The organism is Pseudomonas sp. B21-048 (assembly GCF_024748615.1).
Taxonomy (GTDB): domain Bacteria; phylum Pseudomonadota; class Gammaproteobacteria; order Pseudomonadales; family Pseudomonadaceae; genus Aquipseudomonas.
Genome location: NZ_CP087168.1, coordinates 824,765 through 837,965, shown reverse-complemented (window position 1 = coordinate 837,965; position 13,201 = coordinate 824,765). Strand labels below are relative to the sequence as shown.

The following is a 13,201-nucleotide window of genomic DNA, read 5'->3' as shown; positions in this document are numbered from 1 at the left end:
CAATGTAACCTTCCACCTACAAGAAAGCCCGCAACAGCGGGCTCTCCTGATAATTGGTACCGAGAAGGGGACTCGAACCCCTACACCCTATGGGCACAACCACCTCAAGGTTGCGTGTCTACCAATTCCACCACCTCGGCAATACTACGTTTGAAACTCTTCTTACTTCTGCTCTTGAGCTGGAGGCACGTCAGTCGCTGGAGTAGCCGACTTTTGCTCTTGAAGCACCGGGACATCATCAGAAGCCGGTTGTTGCTTTGGAACTTCCAACACTGCCGGGTTTGGCAAACCTACTTGAGTCAGCTCATGAGCCTTCTCTTTAGCAAAGTAACCTAACCCCAAGCTGGTTATGAAGAAACCGGCGGCAAGTATAGCAGTAAACTTACTAAGAAAGGTAGAGGAACCTTGGCTTCCGAACACAGTATTTGAAGCACCTGCTCCGAAAGACGCGCCAGCATCCGCACCTTTACCCTGCTGCAGCAAAACCAGAGCAACTACGCCCAATGCACCCAGCAGATGAAAAACGACTACGACTGTTTCCAGCATTTTTTCAGTTTCCCGCGGCGCGACAAATCGCACCGAACTCATCTGCATTCAGGGAAGCCCCACCAATGAGCCCCCCATCGATATCCGGCATGCCGAACAGTTCGACCGCATTGGCCGCCTTCACGCTGCCGCCGTATAGAAGCCGCACACCTTGTGCGACTTCAGAATTCTCTGCCGCCAACTGAGCGCGAATGGCTGCGTGCACATCCTGCGCCTGTTGCGGCGAAGCAGTCAGCCCGGTGCCAATGGCCCAGACCGGCTCGTAAGCAATTACTGCCTTTGCAAAGACACCTACACCCAGCTTCTCAATGATACTGCCAAGCTGACGCCCGACAATCTCAAGAGTTTTTCCAGCTTCGCGCTCTTCAAGGGTCTCCCCCACGCACAACACAGGAATCAAGCCGCACGCCTGTGCCGCCGCGAACTTGCGAATCAGCATTCCGCCCTGCTCGCCCATAATCTGGCGGCGCTCGGAGTGCCCGACAAGCACCAGGGAACAACCCGCATCCACCAATTGACTCGGCGCAATCTCACCTGTCAACGCACCTTGCATGGATTCAATCGCAGAGTTCTGCGCGCCGACCGAAATCGACTGGCCTTTCAAGCCATCAATCACTTGATTGATATACAAGCAAGGCGGGAACACCGCGATATCAACATCGCCTGGCAAGGCCAGATGACGAAGGCCGTTGATCAGCTCAGCGACGCTGGCGCGGGTACCGTGCATCTTCCAGTTACCAGCTACCATAGGGCGACGCATGCTGTACCTCGTCGGTCAAAGTGGGCGCAGATGTTACCCAACACAATCATGGCTGGCAAGCCGAAATCAGGCAGAAACTTCAGTTACCAGTTTTGCCAGCTCTTCGGCGTAACCGCGAACCTGTATTTCGTCCTCGCCCTCGACCATGACTCGCACCAGCGGCTCTGTCCCGGACTTGCGCAACAGCACACGCCCGCGACCGGCCATCGCCTGGGTGACACGGTCACTGGCCGCCTTGACTGTCGGATGTTCGATCGGATTCGCACCACCGCCAAACCGGACATTGATCAGCACCTGAGGACACTTGCGCAGCGCCTGACGGGACTGAGCCAGGCTCTCTACGCGCCTCTTCAACGCCATTAGAACCTGCAATGCAGCAATGATCGCATCACCAGTGGTGGTGTGACTGAAGCAGACAATGTGCCCCGAGTTTTCCCCACCCACCAGCCAATCGCGCTCCAGCAACTCGGAGATCACATAACGGTCGCCAACGTTGGCGCGCACAAAAGGAATCGCCAGATCTGCCAGGGCCAATTCCAGCCCCAGATTACTCATCAGCGTACCGACCACGCCGCCCTGCAACTTGCCGCGCTCTTGCAGATCGCGAGCAATGATAAACAACAACTCGTCGCCATCGACGACAGCGCCCGTGTGATCGACCATCTGAACCCGGTCACCATCACCGTCAAAGGCAATACCCAAATCGGCGTGCTCGGCCAATACGGCCGCTTGCAGCGGCCCCATATGGGTTGAACCGCAATTCTCATTGATGTTCAGGCCATTGGGATGAGCAGAAAGCACAACGACATCGGCTCCCAGCTCACGGAACACGCTAGGCGCCACTTTATAGGCCGCACCGTGGGCGCAGTCGATCACGATCTTCAGCCCGGCAAAACTGGTGCCGGTCGGGACGCTGCTCTTGCAGAATTCGATATATCGACCTGAGGCATCATTGATTCGCGACACCTTGCCGATCTTGCTCGACTCAACCACGGTCATCGGGGTGTCGAGCAACTCTTCGATCATCAGCTCGACTTCATCCGGGAGCTTGGTACCCTTCCCGGAGAAAAATTTGATGCCGTTATCGTCATGAGGATTGTGCGAAGCGCTGATCACGATACCGGCTTCGGCATGAAAGGTACGTGTCAGATAGGCGATGGCCGGCGTCGGCATCGGCCCCAAGAGCATCACATCGGCACCCGCCGAAGTCAGCCCGGCCTCAAGCGCCGACTCGAACATGTAACCGGAGATCCGGGTGTCCTTGCCCACGAGCACCTTACAGGCACCCATGCTGCGGAATGCCATACCTGCCGCCCAACCAAGCTTGAGCATGAAATCAGGAGTAATCGGGTATTCACCGACCCGACCACGAATGCCGTCGGTGCCAAAGTATTTCTTGCTCATAAGTACTCCATCATTCTTATTCGGCTGATTCTACTGCTGCGATCATTCGCACTACGTCGACCGTTTCAGCCACATCATGGACGCGCAATATACGCGCCCCCTTGATTGAAGCCAGTGCCGCGAGCGCCAAACCGCCATGCAGGCGCTCTCCCACCGGCCGATTCAAGGCCTGCCCGATCATGCTCTTTCGCGAAACCCCAACCAACAGGGGCCGCCCCAAGGCATGCAAGACCTCTATATGCTTGAACAGGCTCAGGTTGTGCTGCAAGGTTTTCGCGAAGCCGAAGCCCGGATCGAGGATGATCCGCTCAGCGGGGATACCCACCGACGCGCACTGAACCATGCGTTCAGCGAGAAACTCGCCGACCTCTTTCGTTACATCCTGGTAGTGCGGATTGTCCTGCATGTCGCCCGGCTCGCCGAGCATATGCATCAGACACACCGGCAAGCCGGTGGCCGCTGCTGCATCCAAGGCTCCGTCTCGGCGTAACGAACGCACATCATTGATCAAGCCCGCCCCCAGCCTTGCGGTTTCACGCATGACCGCCGGCGTGGAGGTATCGACCGAGATAATCACATCGAGTTCACGACTGATACGCTCAACGATAGGCGCTACACGCTCGAGCTCTTCAAGCGGTGAAACCGCCCTGGCACCCGGCCGGGTCGATTCGCCACCAACGTCGATCAGCGTCGCGCCAGCCGCCACCATCGCCTCGGCGTGGCGCAGCGCCGCATCCAGCTGGCTGTATTGGCCGCCATCGGAAAAAGAATCGGGAGTGACATTGAGAATGCCCATGACATGCGTCTGGGCCAAATCAAGAACCCGGTTGCCGCAAGGCAACCGGATCGAGGACTGAACAGAAGTCATTTCAAACCTTATACGTCAGCAGCCGGGCCACCGATTGGCGTTTCCGGACGCCCATCCTGCACCGCCGGAGGCGTGCCGGAAGTATCACTGCCGCCAGACCAGTCGCGAGGTTCGCGAGGCGCACGGCCCGCCATGATGTCATCGATCTGATCAGCATCGATCGTCTCGTACTTCATCAAGGCATCCGCCATGGCGTCAAGCTTGTCACGGTTATCCGTAAGGATCTGTTTGGCCGTGCCGTAGCACTGGTCAATGATGCTACGTACTTCGGAGTCGATCAGTTTGGCTGTCTCGCCGGAGAAGCTGGCATGTTGACCACCGCCGCCACGACCGAGGAACACTTCGCCCTCTTCTTCGGCGTACATCAACGGGCCGAGCTTTTCCGACAAGCCCCACTTGGTCACCATATTCCGTGCGATCTGGCTGGCACGCATGATGTCGTTGGATGCACCAGTGGTGACACCGTCGAAACCCAGGGTCATTTCTTCAGCGATACGACCGCCGTACAGCGAGCAGATCTGACTGATCAGCGCACGCTTGGACAGGCTGTAGCGATCTTCTTCCGGCAGGAACATGGTCACACCGAGCGCGCGACCGCGCGGGATGATCGACACTTTGTAGACCGGATCATGCTCAGGGACGACGCGACCGACGATAGCGTGACCAGCTTCGTGATAAGCAGTGTTCTGCTTCTCTTTCTCGGACATGACCATGGATTTGCGCTCGGCACCCATCATGATCTTGTCTTTGGCCAGTTCGAACTCTTTCATCTCGACGATGCGCTTGCCGGCACGGGCTGCGAACAACGACGCCTCGTTCACCAGGTTGGCCAGGTCGGCACCGGAGAAACCAGGAGTACCACGTGCGATCACGGCCGGAGCGACGTCGTCACCCATTGGCACTTTGCGCATGTGGACTTTGAGAATCTGCTCGCGACCACGGATATCCGGCAGACCGACCACGACCTGACGGTCAAAACGGCCCGGACGCAGCAATGCAGGGTCCAGTACGTCCGGACGGTTGGTTGCTGCAATGACGATGATGCCGTCATTCATTTCGAAGCCGTCCATCTCTACCAGCAACTGGTTGAGTGTCTGTTCGCGCTCGTCGTGACCGCCGCCCATGCCGGCACCACGGTGGCGACCGACGGCGTCGATTTCATCGATGAAGATGATGCAGGGCGCGTGCTTCTTCGCCTGCTCGAACATGTCACGAACACGACTGGCACCGACACCGACGAACATTTCGACGAAATCGGAACCGGAAATAGTGAAGAACGGCACTTTGGCTTCGCCGGCAATCGCCTTGGCGATCAAGGTTTTACCCGTACCAGGAGGACCGACCATCAGCACGCCACGAGGAATGCGACCGCCCAAACGCTGGAACTTGCCCGGATCACGCAGGAATTCGACCAGCTCGCCAACTTCTTCCTTGGCTTCGTCGCAACCGGCAACGTCAGCCAAAGTGGTTTTTACCTGATCTTCGGAGAGCAGGCGTGCCTTGCTCTTGCCGAAGCTCATCGGCCCGCCCTTGCCACCGGCACCGCCCTGCATCTGCCGCATGAAGAACATGAAGACAGCGATGATTACGAGGATCGGGAAGCTTGCGACCAGGAGTTGAGTCCAGATGCTTTGCTGCTCAGGCTGCTTGCCTTCGACTACCACGTGGTTATCCACGAGATCGCCGATCAGGCCATTGTCCTGGATTGCCGGACGAATGGTCTTGAAGCTGTCGCCATCGTTGCGCTTGCCGGTAATCACGTAGCCATCAACCGCTACGCGCTCGACCTTGCCATCCTTGACCTGCTGGATGAAGTCGGAATAGTTGAGGGTCTGCGGCTCGTTAGGGCTGGAGAAGTTGTTCATCACCGTCACCAGGACAGCCGCGATGATCAACCACAGGATCAGATTCTTTGCCATATCGTTCAATTAACTACCCTCTGAAGCAAGCTCCGCTAATGGCGCGTGCTTCGCATGATATTCACCGGCCTAACTTACTACATTACCTACGGCTCTGGCAGGCGCCGTCTGTAACCCTTTGTGAAACACTTTCTACACAATATTCGCTAATGCTCACGGGACGAAATACGAAAATCCTATCGACCCGCAAAAAAACCTCGATTTACTCACTACGGCCGCGGTAGCCCCAAGCCAGCATGTATTGCTCGCGGGAACTGCCACGGGAAGAGTCCGGCTTGATCATCTGGACCTTGTCGAATTTCTGACGAGCGTCCTTCACGTAAGCATCAAACCCTTCGCCCTGAAACACCTTGATCACGAAATTACCACCCGGCTTGAGTATCCGAGCCGCCAGATCAAGAGCCAGCTCACATAGAAACATGGCTTTTGGCATGTCCACCTCAGGCGTACCACTCATATTGGGGGCCATATCGGAAATCACAAGGTCCACCTGCGAATTACCCACGGCTTCAAGGATCTGAGCGAGCACTTCGTCCTGGGTGAAGTCACCCTGGATGAAAGTCACGTCCGGAATGCTGTCCATTTCCAGGATGTCCGAGGCGATCAGACGCCCCTGACCACCGATCAGCCGACTAGTGACCTGCGACCAGCCGCCGGGCGCCGCACCCAGGTCGACAACGCTCATACCCGGACGGATCAGCTTGTATTTCTCCTGGACCTCCAGAAGCTTGTAACTCGCACGCGAGCGGTAACCATCCTTCTGCGCCTGCTTCACATAGGGATCATTGACATGTCTTTTCAGCCAACCAAGGCTTGTCTTGGAACGCGCCATTGGGCACCTCGATGATAAGGGTCGTGATTAATTGGGCGGATCCACGAACCCTCGGGTAAAATGGCCGCCATTTTACAGAATCCAGACTAAAGGGTCAGATTATGCCGCTCACTCAAGAGCAGAAGAAACAGTACAAATCCATTGGCCACCATCTGAAACCAGTTTTGACTGTGGCTGACAACGGTTTGACTGAAGGTGTGTTAGCCGAACTTGAACGCGCTTTGGCGGATCATGAGCTAATCAAAATCAAGCTCAATATCCTCGATCGCGAATCGCGCCTGGCATCCATTGCAGAGCTCTGCAAGGCCGGCAAAGCCGATCTGGTTCAGGTCATCGGCAAGATGGCACTGATTTACCGCAAAAACTTCAGCGTCAACAAGCAGCTGTCGAACGTCCATCGCTTCAAGTGATGACAAGGGCCAAGGGTGTGCTTCGCGCACCCTGACACTCCATCCCGGCACCGGTTGCATCACCAGTATCAGCCCGGAAAATCCCAGAACAAGATAGCTGAACAGCTGCCAATGCGCCGCCTGCGGCCAGCCAACATGGACCGCGAAATACATCGCGCCCCCATACAGCGCCATCATCAGCAGTTGCCCGCGAATATCGCGCCATAGACTGGCAAGGCCCTCGGCCTGAACCAGCACCAAAGCCTGCAAAATCACACACGCCGTGGCAAATCCCACCATCAGCGTATTCAGCATGCCTGCAATTTCGTCGATCAGCAGCGGTGCCAGGCCTATTCGCCCCAGCACCGGCAGCAGACCGATGTGCAACAACCACATGCCCCCAACCCACAACATTTGGGTCAGCTGCCAAAGCATGGCGCCCGCACATAGCGGGCGCCTTCTTTCAGATATGGCGAACTTCGACAATCTCATACTCGATAACGCCACCCGGCGTTTTCACGGCAACCACATCACCCTCTTCCTTGGCAATCAAGGCGCGAGCCAGTGGCGAACCGACAGAGATCTTGCCAAGTTTGAAGTCAGCCTCATCCTCACCCACGATGTGGTAAATGACGCTTTCATCAGTCTCGACGTTGGCGATTTCAACGGTAGTGCCGAAAATCACTTTGCCAGTGTGAGGAATGGTCGTGACATCGATGATGACCTGATTCTGAATCCGGCCTTCGATGTCGCGAATCCGCGCCTCGACCATCCCCTGCTGCTCGCGAGCAGCGTGGTATTCGGCGTTTTCCTTCAAGTCACCCAACTCGCGGGCCGTGCCGATGTCCTGGCTGAGCTTCGGGCGGACGACCTTGGTCAGATGAGCGTGTTCTTCTTCCAGGGCTTTCGCGCCCTGGACGGTCATTGGGTATTTGATCATGCCTTCAATCCTGCGTGTAGATCCTGCAAGCGGCGCACGGTCTTCTCGGGACCGAACTTCAGCGCTTCGCAGATAGCTTCGCCAGCAGCAATGGTCGTGGTGCAGTAGATCTTGTGCTGCAAGGCATTACGACGAATGGAGTAGGAATCGGCGATCGACTGGCGACCTTCGGTGGTATTGATGATCAGGGTGACTTCGTCATTCTTGATCATGTCGACCACATGCGGACGACCCTCAGTCACCTTGTTCACACGACGCACTTTCAGGCCTGCGGCTTCGATCAGCTTGGCAGTACCGGCAGTGGCGACCACTTCGAAGCCCAAGTTGATCAGATCACGAGCCACGCCTGCAACCAGTGGCTTGTCATCGTCACGCACACTGATGAACGCGGTGCCGCCAGTCGGCAGCACTTCGCTGGCACCCATTTGGGCTTTGGCAAAAGCCTCGCCAAAGGTGTCGCCCACGCCCATCACTTCACCGGTGGACTTCATCTCTGGGCCCAGGATCGGGTCCACGCCAGGGAATTTGGCGAATGGGAACACCGCCTCTTTCACGCTGTAGAAGTTCGGAATGATTTCTTTGGTGAAACCGATTTCCTTCAGGGTTTTACCGGCCATCACGCGAGCCGCGATCATTGCCAGGGAAACACCGATGCACTTGGACACGAACGGCACGGTACGGGAAGCGCGCGGGTTGACTTCGATGACGTAGATGTCTTCGCCTTGCAGCGCCAACTGAACGTTCATCAGGCCGACAACGCCCAACTCCAGGGCCATTTTCTTGACCTGTTCGCGCATCTCGTCCTGGATGTGAGCAGGCAGCGAGTACGGCGGCAGGGAGCACGCGGAGTCACCGGAGTGAACGCCGGCCTGCTCGATGTGCTGCATGATCGCGCCGATCACCACGTCGGTGCCGTCGCAGACTGCATCCACGTCCATTTCGATCGCGCAATTGAGGAAGTGATCGAGCAGCACCGGGCTGTCGTTGGACACTTTCACCGCATCACGCAGGTAGCGCTTGAGCTCTTCTTCTTCGTAGACGATTTCCATCGCGCGGCCGCCCAGTACGTAGGACGGACGAACCACCAGCGGGTAACCGATCTTGGCGGCGGCACGAATTGCTTCGTCTTCGCTGCGCACGGTGGCGTTTGGCGGCTGACGCAGGTTCAGACGCTCAACCATTTGCTGGAAGCGCTCACGGTCTTCGGCACGGTCGATGGCATCAGGGCTGGTGCCGATGATTGGCACGCCGGCTTCTTCCAGGGCACGCGCCAGTTTCAGCGGAGTCTGGCCACCGTACTGGACGATCACGCCTTTCGGCTTCTCGACGCGGACGATTTCCAGTACGTCTTCCAGGGTCACTGGCTCGAAGTACAGGCGATCGGAGGTGTCGTAGTCGGTGGAAACGGTTTCCGGGTTGCAGTTGACCATGATGGTCTCGTAACCGTCTTCGCGCAGGGCCAGTGCCGCGTGTACGCAGCAATAGTCGAACTCGATGCCCTGGCCGATACGGTTTGGACCGCCACCCAGGATCATGATCTTGTCGCGACCCGATGGCGCAGCTTCGCACTCTTCCTCGTACGTCGAGTAGAGGTAAGCGGTGTCGGTGGCGAACTCGGCCGCGCAAGTGTCAACGCGCTTGTAGACCGGGAAGATTTCCAGCTTGTGACGGTGGCGACGCAGAGCCTTCTCGGTCACGCCCAGCAGCTTGGCCAGACGCATGTCGGAGAAACCTTTGCGCTTGAGGCGGAACATCATGTCGCGGTCGATGCTGGCCAGACCCAGGGTCTTGACCTTCTCTTCTTCCTTGATCAGATCTTCGATCTGCACCAGGAACCACGGATCGATCATGTTCATGCCGAAAATATCTTCGACCGACAGGCCAGCGCGGAACGCATCAGCGACGTACCAGATACGCTCGGCACCCGGCACGGTCAGTTCGCGCTTGAGGATGCTCATGCTTTCCGGGTTGCTCAGGTCGAGCTTCTCGTCCAGACCACAAACGCCCACTTCAAGACCGCGCAGGGCTTTCTGCAGGGATTCCTGGAAGGTTCGGCCGATGGCCATGACTTCACCGACCGACTTCATTTGAGTGGTCAGGCGCGCGTCGGCTTTCGGGAATTTCTCGAAGGCGAAGCGTGGCAGCTTGGTCACGACGTAGTCGATGGACGGTTCGAAGGACGCAGGAGTAGCGCCGCCGGTGATTTCGTTCTGCAGCTCATCCAGGGTGTAGCCGATCGCCAGCTTGGCAGCGATACGCGCAATCGGGAAACCAGTGGCTTTCGAGGCCAGTGCCGAAGAGCGGGATACACGCGGGTTCATCTCGATCACGACCATACGGCCAGTGTCTGGGCAGATGCCGAACTGAACGTTGGAGCCGCCGGTTTCCACGCCGATCTCACGCAGTACCGCCAACGAGGCGTTACGCATGATCTGGTATTCCTTGTCCGTCAGGGTTTGTGCCGGAGCAACGGTGATCGAGTCACCGGTGTGCACGCCCATCGGGTCAAAGTTTTCGATCGAGCAAACGATGATGCAGTTATCCTTCTTATCGCGGACAACCTCCATCTCGTACTCTTTCCAGCCGATCAGCGATTCGTCGATCAGCAGCTCTTTGGTCGGCGACAAATCCAGACCGCGAGCGCAGATCTCTTCGAACTCTTCACGGTTGTAAGCGATACCGCCACCCGTACCGCCCATGGTGAAGGACGGACGGATGATGCACGGGAAGCCGAGCTTTTCGAGGACCGCGTTGGCCTCTTCCATGCTGTGAGCGATACCCGAACGCGGGCAGTCCAGACCGATGGATTTCATCGCCTTGTCGAAGCGCGAACGGTCTTCGGCCTTGTCGATGGTGTCAGCGTTGGCGCCGATCATCTCTACGCCGAACTTCTCCAGAACGCCTTCGCGCTCCAGGTCCAGGGCGCAGTTCAGAGCGGTCTGGCCACCCATGGTGGGCAGCAGCGCGTCCGGACGCTCTTTCTCGATGATCTTGGCAACGGTCTGCCACTTGATCGGTTCGATGTAGGTGGCGTCGGCCATGGCCGGGTCGGTCATGATGGTCGCCGGGTTGGAGTTCACCAGGATGACGCGGTAACCCTCCTCGCGCAGGGCTTTACAGGCCTGGGCGCCGGAGTAGTCGAATTCGCAGGCCTGGCCGATCACGATCGGGCCAGCGCCGAGAATCAGGATGCTTTTAATGTCTGTACGTTTTGGCATGGGTTGTCACTCAAATCCGCAGGTCAGTCGGCAAGCCGTCTTGTTCAATCTCTGAAGCCTTGAGGGGGTCACCGGTTTCGGGACCGCCCTCAGGCTTTGCTACATCAGGGCGAGCGATTAGCGCCGCTTGGCCATTTCGTTGATGAAGCGATCGAACAGTGGTGCTACGTCGTTCGGGCCAGGGCTGGCTTCAGGGTGTCCCTGGAAGCTGAAGGCACTCTTGTCGGTAAGCTCGATACCTTGCAGGGTGCCGTCGAACAGCGATTTGTGAATCGCCCGGACGTTGGCTGGCAAGGTTGCTTCGTCTACCGCAAAACCGTGGTTCTGGCTGGTGATCATCACAACACCGGAATCCAGATCCTGGACCGGGTGGTTGGCACCGTGGTGGCCATGACCCATTTTCAGAGTCTTGGCGCCAGCGGCCAGAGCCAACAGCTGGTGACCGAGGCAGATGCCGAACACCGGAATCTCGGTCTCCAGCACGTCCTTGATTGCCTGGATCGCGTAGTCGCACGGCTCAGGGTCGCCCGGGCCGTTGGACAGGAACACGCCGTCCGGTTTTAATGCCAGCGCTTCGGCGGCCGGGGTCTGTGCAGGTACCACGGTCACGCGGCAACCGCGCTCGACCAGCATGCGCAGGATGTTCAGCTTGACGCCGTAGTCGTAGGCCACCACGTGGTATGGCAGCTCGGAGGCTTCCAGAGTCGCGTGGCTGTCGGTTTTCAGATCCCAGACAGTCGAGCGCCACTCGTACTGCTCTTTGGTGCTGACGACTTTTGCCAGGTCCATGCCTTTCAGGCCAGGGAAGCCCTGAGCGGCGGCGATGGCGGCCTCTTCGGAAATGTTGTCACCGGCCATGATGCAGCCGTTCTGCGCGCCTTTCTCACGCAGGATGCGTGTCAGGCGACGAGTGTCGATACCGGCGATTGCCACCACATTGTTGGCTTTCAGGTAGTCGGACAGCGACATCGTGTTGCGCCAGTTGCTCGCAACCAGTGGCAAGTCACGAATGACCAGGCCTGCGGACCAGACGCGGTCGGACTCGGCGTCCTCTGGCGTGGTACCGGTGTTGCCGATGTGCGGATAAGTCAGGGTAACGATCTGTTGGGCATAGGAAGGATCGGTAAGGATTTCCTGATAGCCGGTCATTGCGGTGTTGAACACCACCTCACCAACGGTTTGACCGTCGGCTCCAATGGCTTCGCCGCGAAAAATGCTGCCATCAGCAAGGGCGAGTATGGCTGGCTTAGTCAAGAAGACCTCCCGTAAATATAAAGCCTGAAAGGGCGATCGCAGGTTGTAAAAAAGCGGAGTGACGTATGGACACGTCACCCCGCTTGTTCACTGAATTATTCTGCGCGCTTTTAGTGGACACACTAAAGCTGTAGCTTACAGAAAAAGGCATTTTTGGTCTACCGCCAATGAGCCCTAAAGGCCAGGGAATGCGACAGGACGTCGCTTGGCGGTTTAAAACCGGGCTCAAACGCTACGTTTGAACCCGGTTTCGGGCACATCTTACCGCAGGTCGAGCACGTCTTGCATGTCATAGAGGCCCGGCTCACGACCGTCCAGCCACAAAGCTGCGCGCACCGCTCCCTTGGCAAAGGTCATTCGGCTGGATGCCTTGTGCGTAATCTCCAGTCGCTCGCCCTCACAGGCGAACAGCACCGTATGATCACCGACCACATCACCACCGCGAACAGTCGCGAAGCCGATCGTTTCACGCTCGCGCACGCCGGTGTGGCCTTCACGACCATAGACCGCGACCTTCTGCAGATCACGATCCAGCGCACTGGCGATCACTTCGCCCATGCGCAGAGCCGTGCCTGAAGGCGCATCGATCTTGTGCCGATGATGGGCCTCGATGATTTCGATATCAGCCTCATCGCCCAGCACACGAGCCGCCATATCGAGCAGCTTCAGCGACAGGTTTACACCGACACTGAAATTGGCCGCGAACACGATCGCAATATCTTCGCTCGCCTCGACCAGCAACTGCTTCTGCGCGGCGTCCAACCCCGTCGTGCCGATCACCATGGCCTTGCCCGCCTTGCGGCAGAACGCCAGGTTTTTCAGCATGACTTCCGGGAGCGTGAAGTCGATCAACACATCGAACTCATCGGTCACCGCATCCAGCTTACCGGACAGCGGTACACCGATTCGTCCCAGCGATGCCAGCTCACCGGCATCCACGCCAATCAGCGTGCTGCCGGGGCGCACGATGGCTGCCGTCAGGCCGGTCAGCGGTGCGCGTTGCTGCACCGCCTCGACCAGAATCTTGCCCATGCGCCCGGCAGCGCCCATCACAGCTATACGTCGCATGCC

Annotated in this window: 11 protein-coding genes, 1 tRNA gene and 1 pseudogene; 1 reads left to right on the top strand and 12 read right to left on the bottom strand. The window is 57.8% G+C overall.

Annotated features, from left to right (window positions below):
* Window positions 1-54: 54 nt before the first annotated feature.
* From LOY56_RS03720 to rlmE, 7 genes are all read right to left on the bottom strand, one after another.
* Window positions 55-140, bottom strand: a tRNA-Leu gene (locus tag LOY56_RS03720).
* A 22-nt stretch (window positions 141-162) separates the two neighbouring features.
* Complete coding sequence (secG, locus tag LOY56_RS03715) at window positions 163-546, bottom strand: preprotein translocase subunit SecG (protein WP_030128079.1); 384 nt, start codon at window positions 544-546, stop codon at window positions 163-165.
* A 4-nt stretch (window positions 547-550) separates the two neighbouring features.
* A complete protein-coding gene (tpiA, locus tag LOY56_RS03710; protein ID WP_258620002.1) occupies window positions 551-1,306 on the bottom strand; it encodes a triose-phosphate isomerase in 756 nt (251 codons plus the stop codon).
* A 66-nt stretch (window positions 1,307-1,372) separates the two neighbouring features.
* Window positions 1,373-2,710 (bottom strand): phosphoglucosamine mutase, encoded by a 1,338-nt coding sequence (glmM, locus tag LOY56_RS03705; protein ID WP_258620000.1) that lies wholly within the window; start codon window positions 2,708-2,710, stop codon window positions 1,373-1,375.
* Between the two features lie 16 nt (window positions 2,711-2,726).
* Window positions 2,727-3,578, bottom strand: a complete 852-nt coding sequence (gene folP, locus LOY56_RS03700) for a dihydropteroate synthase (RefSeq protein ID WP_258619997.1) — start codon at window positions 3,576-3,578, stop codon at window positions 2,727-2,729.
* Between the two features lie 8 nt (window positions 3,579-3,586).
* The gene (gene ftsH / locus LOY56_RS03695) at window positions 3,587-5,497 is read right to left on the bottom strand and encodes an ATP-dependent zinc metalloprotease FtsH (protein WP_030128083.1); all 1,911 of its coding nucleotides are present in this window, start codon (window positions 5,495-5,497) and stop codon (window positions 3,587-3,589) included.
* Between the two features lie 202 nt (window positions 5,498-5,699).
* The gene (gene rlmE, locus LOY56_RS03690) at window positions 5,700-6,329 is read right to left on the bottom strand and encodes a 23S rRNA (uridine(2552)-2'-O)-methyltransferase RlmE (RefSeq protein WP_007900501.1); all 630 of its coding nucleotides are present in this window, start codon (window positions 6,327-6,329) and stop codon (window positions 5,700-5,702) included.
* A gap of 101 nt (window positions 6,330-6,430) precedes the next feature.
* Here rlmE and LOY56_RS03685 point away from each other — a divergent pair, with 101 nt between their 5' ends.
* The gene (locus LOY56_RS03685) at window positions 6,431-6,739 is read left to right on the top strand and encodes a YhbY family RNA-binding protein (RefSeq protein WP_258619993.1); all 309 of its coding nucleotides are present in this window, start codon (window positions 6,431-6,433) and stop codon (window positions 6,737-6,739) included.
* Window positions 6,740-6,751: 12 nt separating this feature from the next.
* On the opposite strand, the pseudogene LOY56_RS03680 reads toward LOY56_RS03685, so the two are convergent.
* From LOY56_RS03680 to dapB, 5 genes and pseudogenes are all read right to left on the bottom strand, one after another.
* Window positions 6,752-7,153 (bottom strand): annotated as a pseudogene (locus LOY56_RS03680) (MFS transporter); the annotation flags it as partial.
* A 28-nt stretch (window positions 7,154-7,181) separates the two neighbouring features.
* Window positions 7,182-7,658 carry a transcription elongation factor GreA gene (gene greA / locus LOY56_RS03675; protein ID WP_258619992.1) on the bottom strand — a complete coding sequence of 159 codons (477 nt, stop codon included), beginning with the start codon at window positions 7,656-7,658 and terminating at the stop codon, window positions 7,182-7,184.
* Window positions 7,655-10,876 carry a carbamoyl-phosphate synthase large subunit gene (gene carB / locus LOY56_RS03670; RefSeq protein ID WP_258619989.1) on the bottom strand — a complete coding sequence of 1,074 codons (3,222 nt, stop codon included), beginning with the start codon at window positions 10,874-10,876 and terminating at the stop codon, window positions 7,655-7,657. Before carB ends, greA begins: the two co-directional genes overlap by 4 nt.
* Window positions 10,877-10,993: 117 nt before the next feature.
* The gene (carA, locus tag LOY56_RS03665) at window positions 10,994-12,130 is read right to left on the bottom strand and encodes a glutamine-hydrolyzing carbamoyl-phosphate synthase small subunit (RefSeq protein WP_258619984.1); all 1,137 of its coding nucleotides are present in this window, start codon (window positions 12,128-12,130) and stop codon (window positions 10,994-10,996) included.
* Window positions 12,131-12,391: 261 nt separating this feature from the next.
* The gene (gene dapB, locus LOY56_RS03660) at window positions 12,392-13,198 is read right to left on the bottom strand and encodes a 4-hydroxy-tetrahydrodipicolinate reductase (RefSeq protein ID WP_258619982.1); all 807 of its coding nucleotides are present in this window, start codon (window positions 13,196-13,198) and stop codon (window positions 12,392-12,394) included.
* Window positions 13,199-13,201 lie beyond the last annotated feature (3 nt).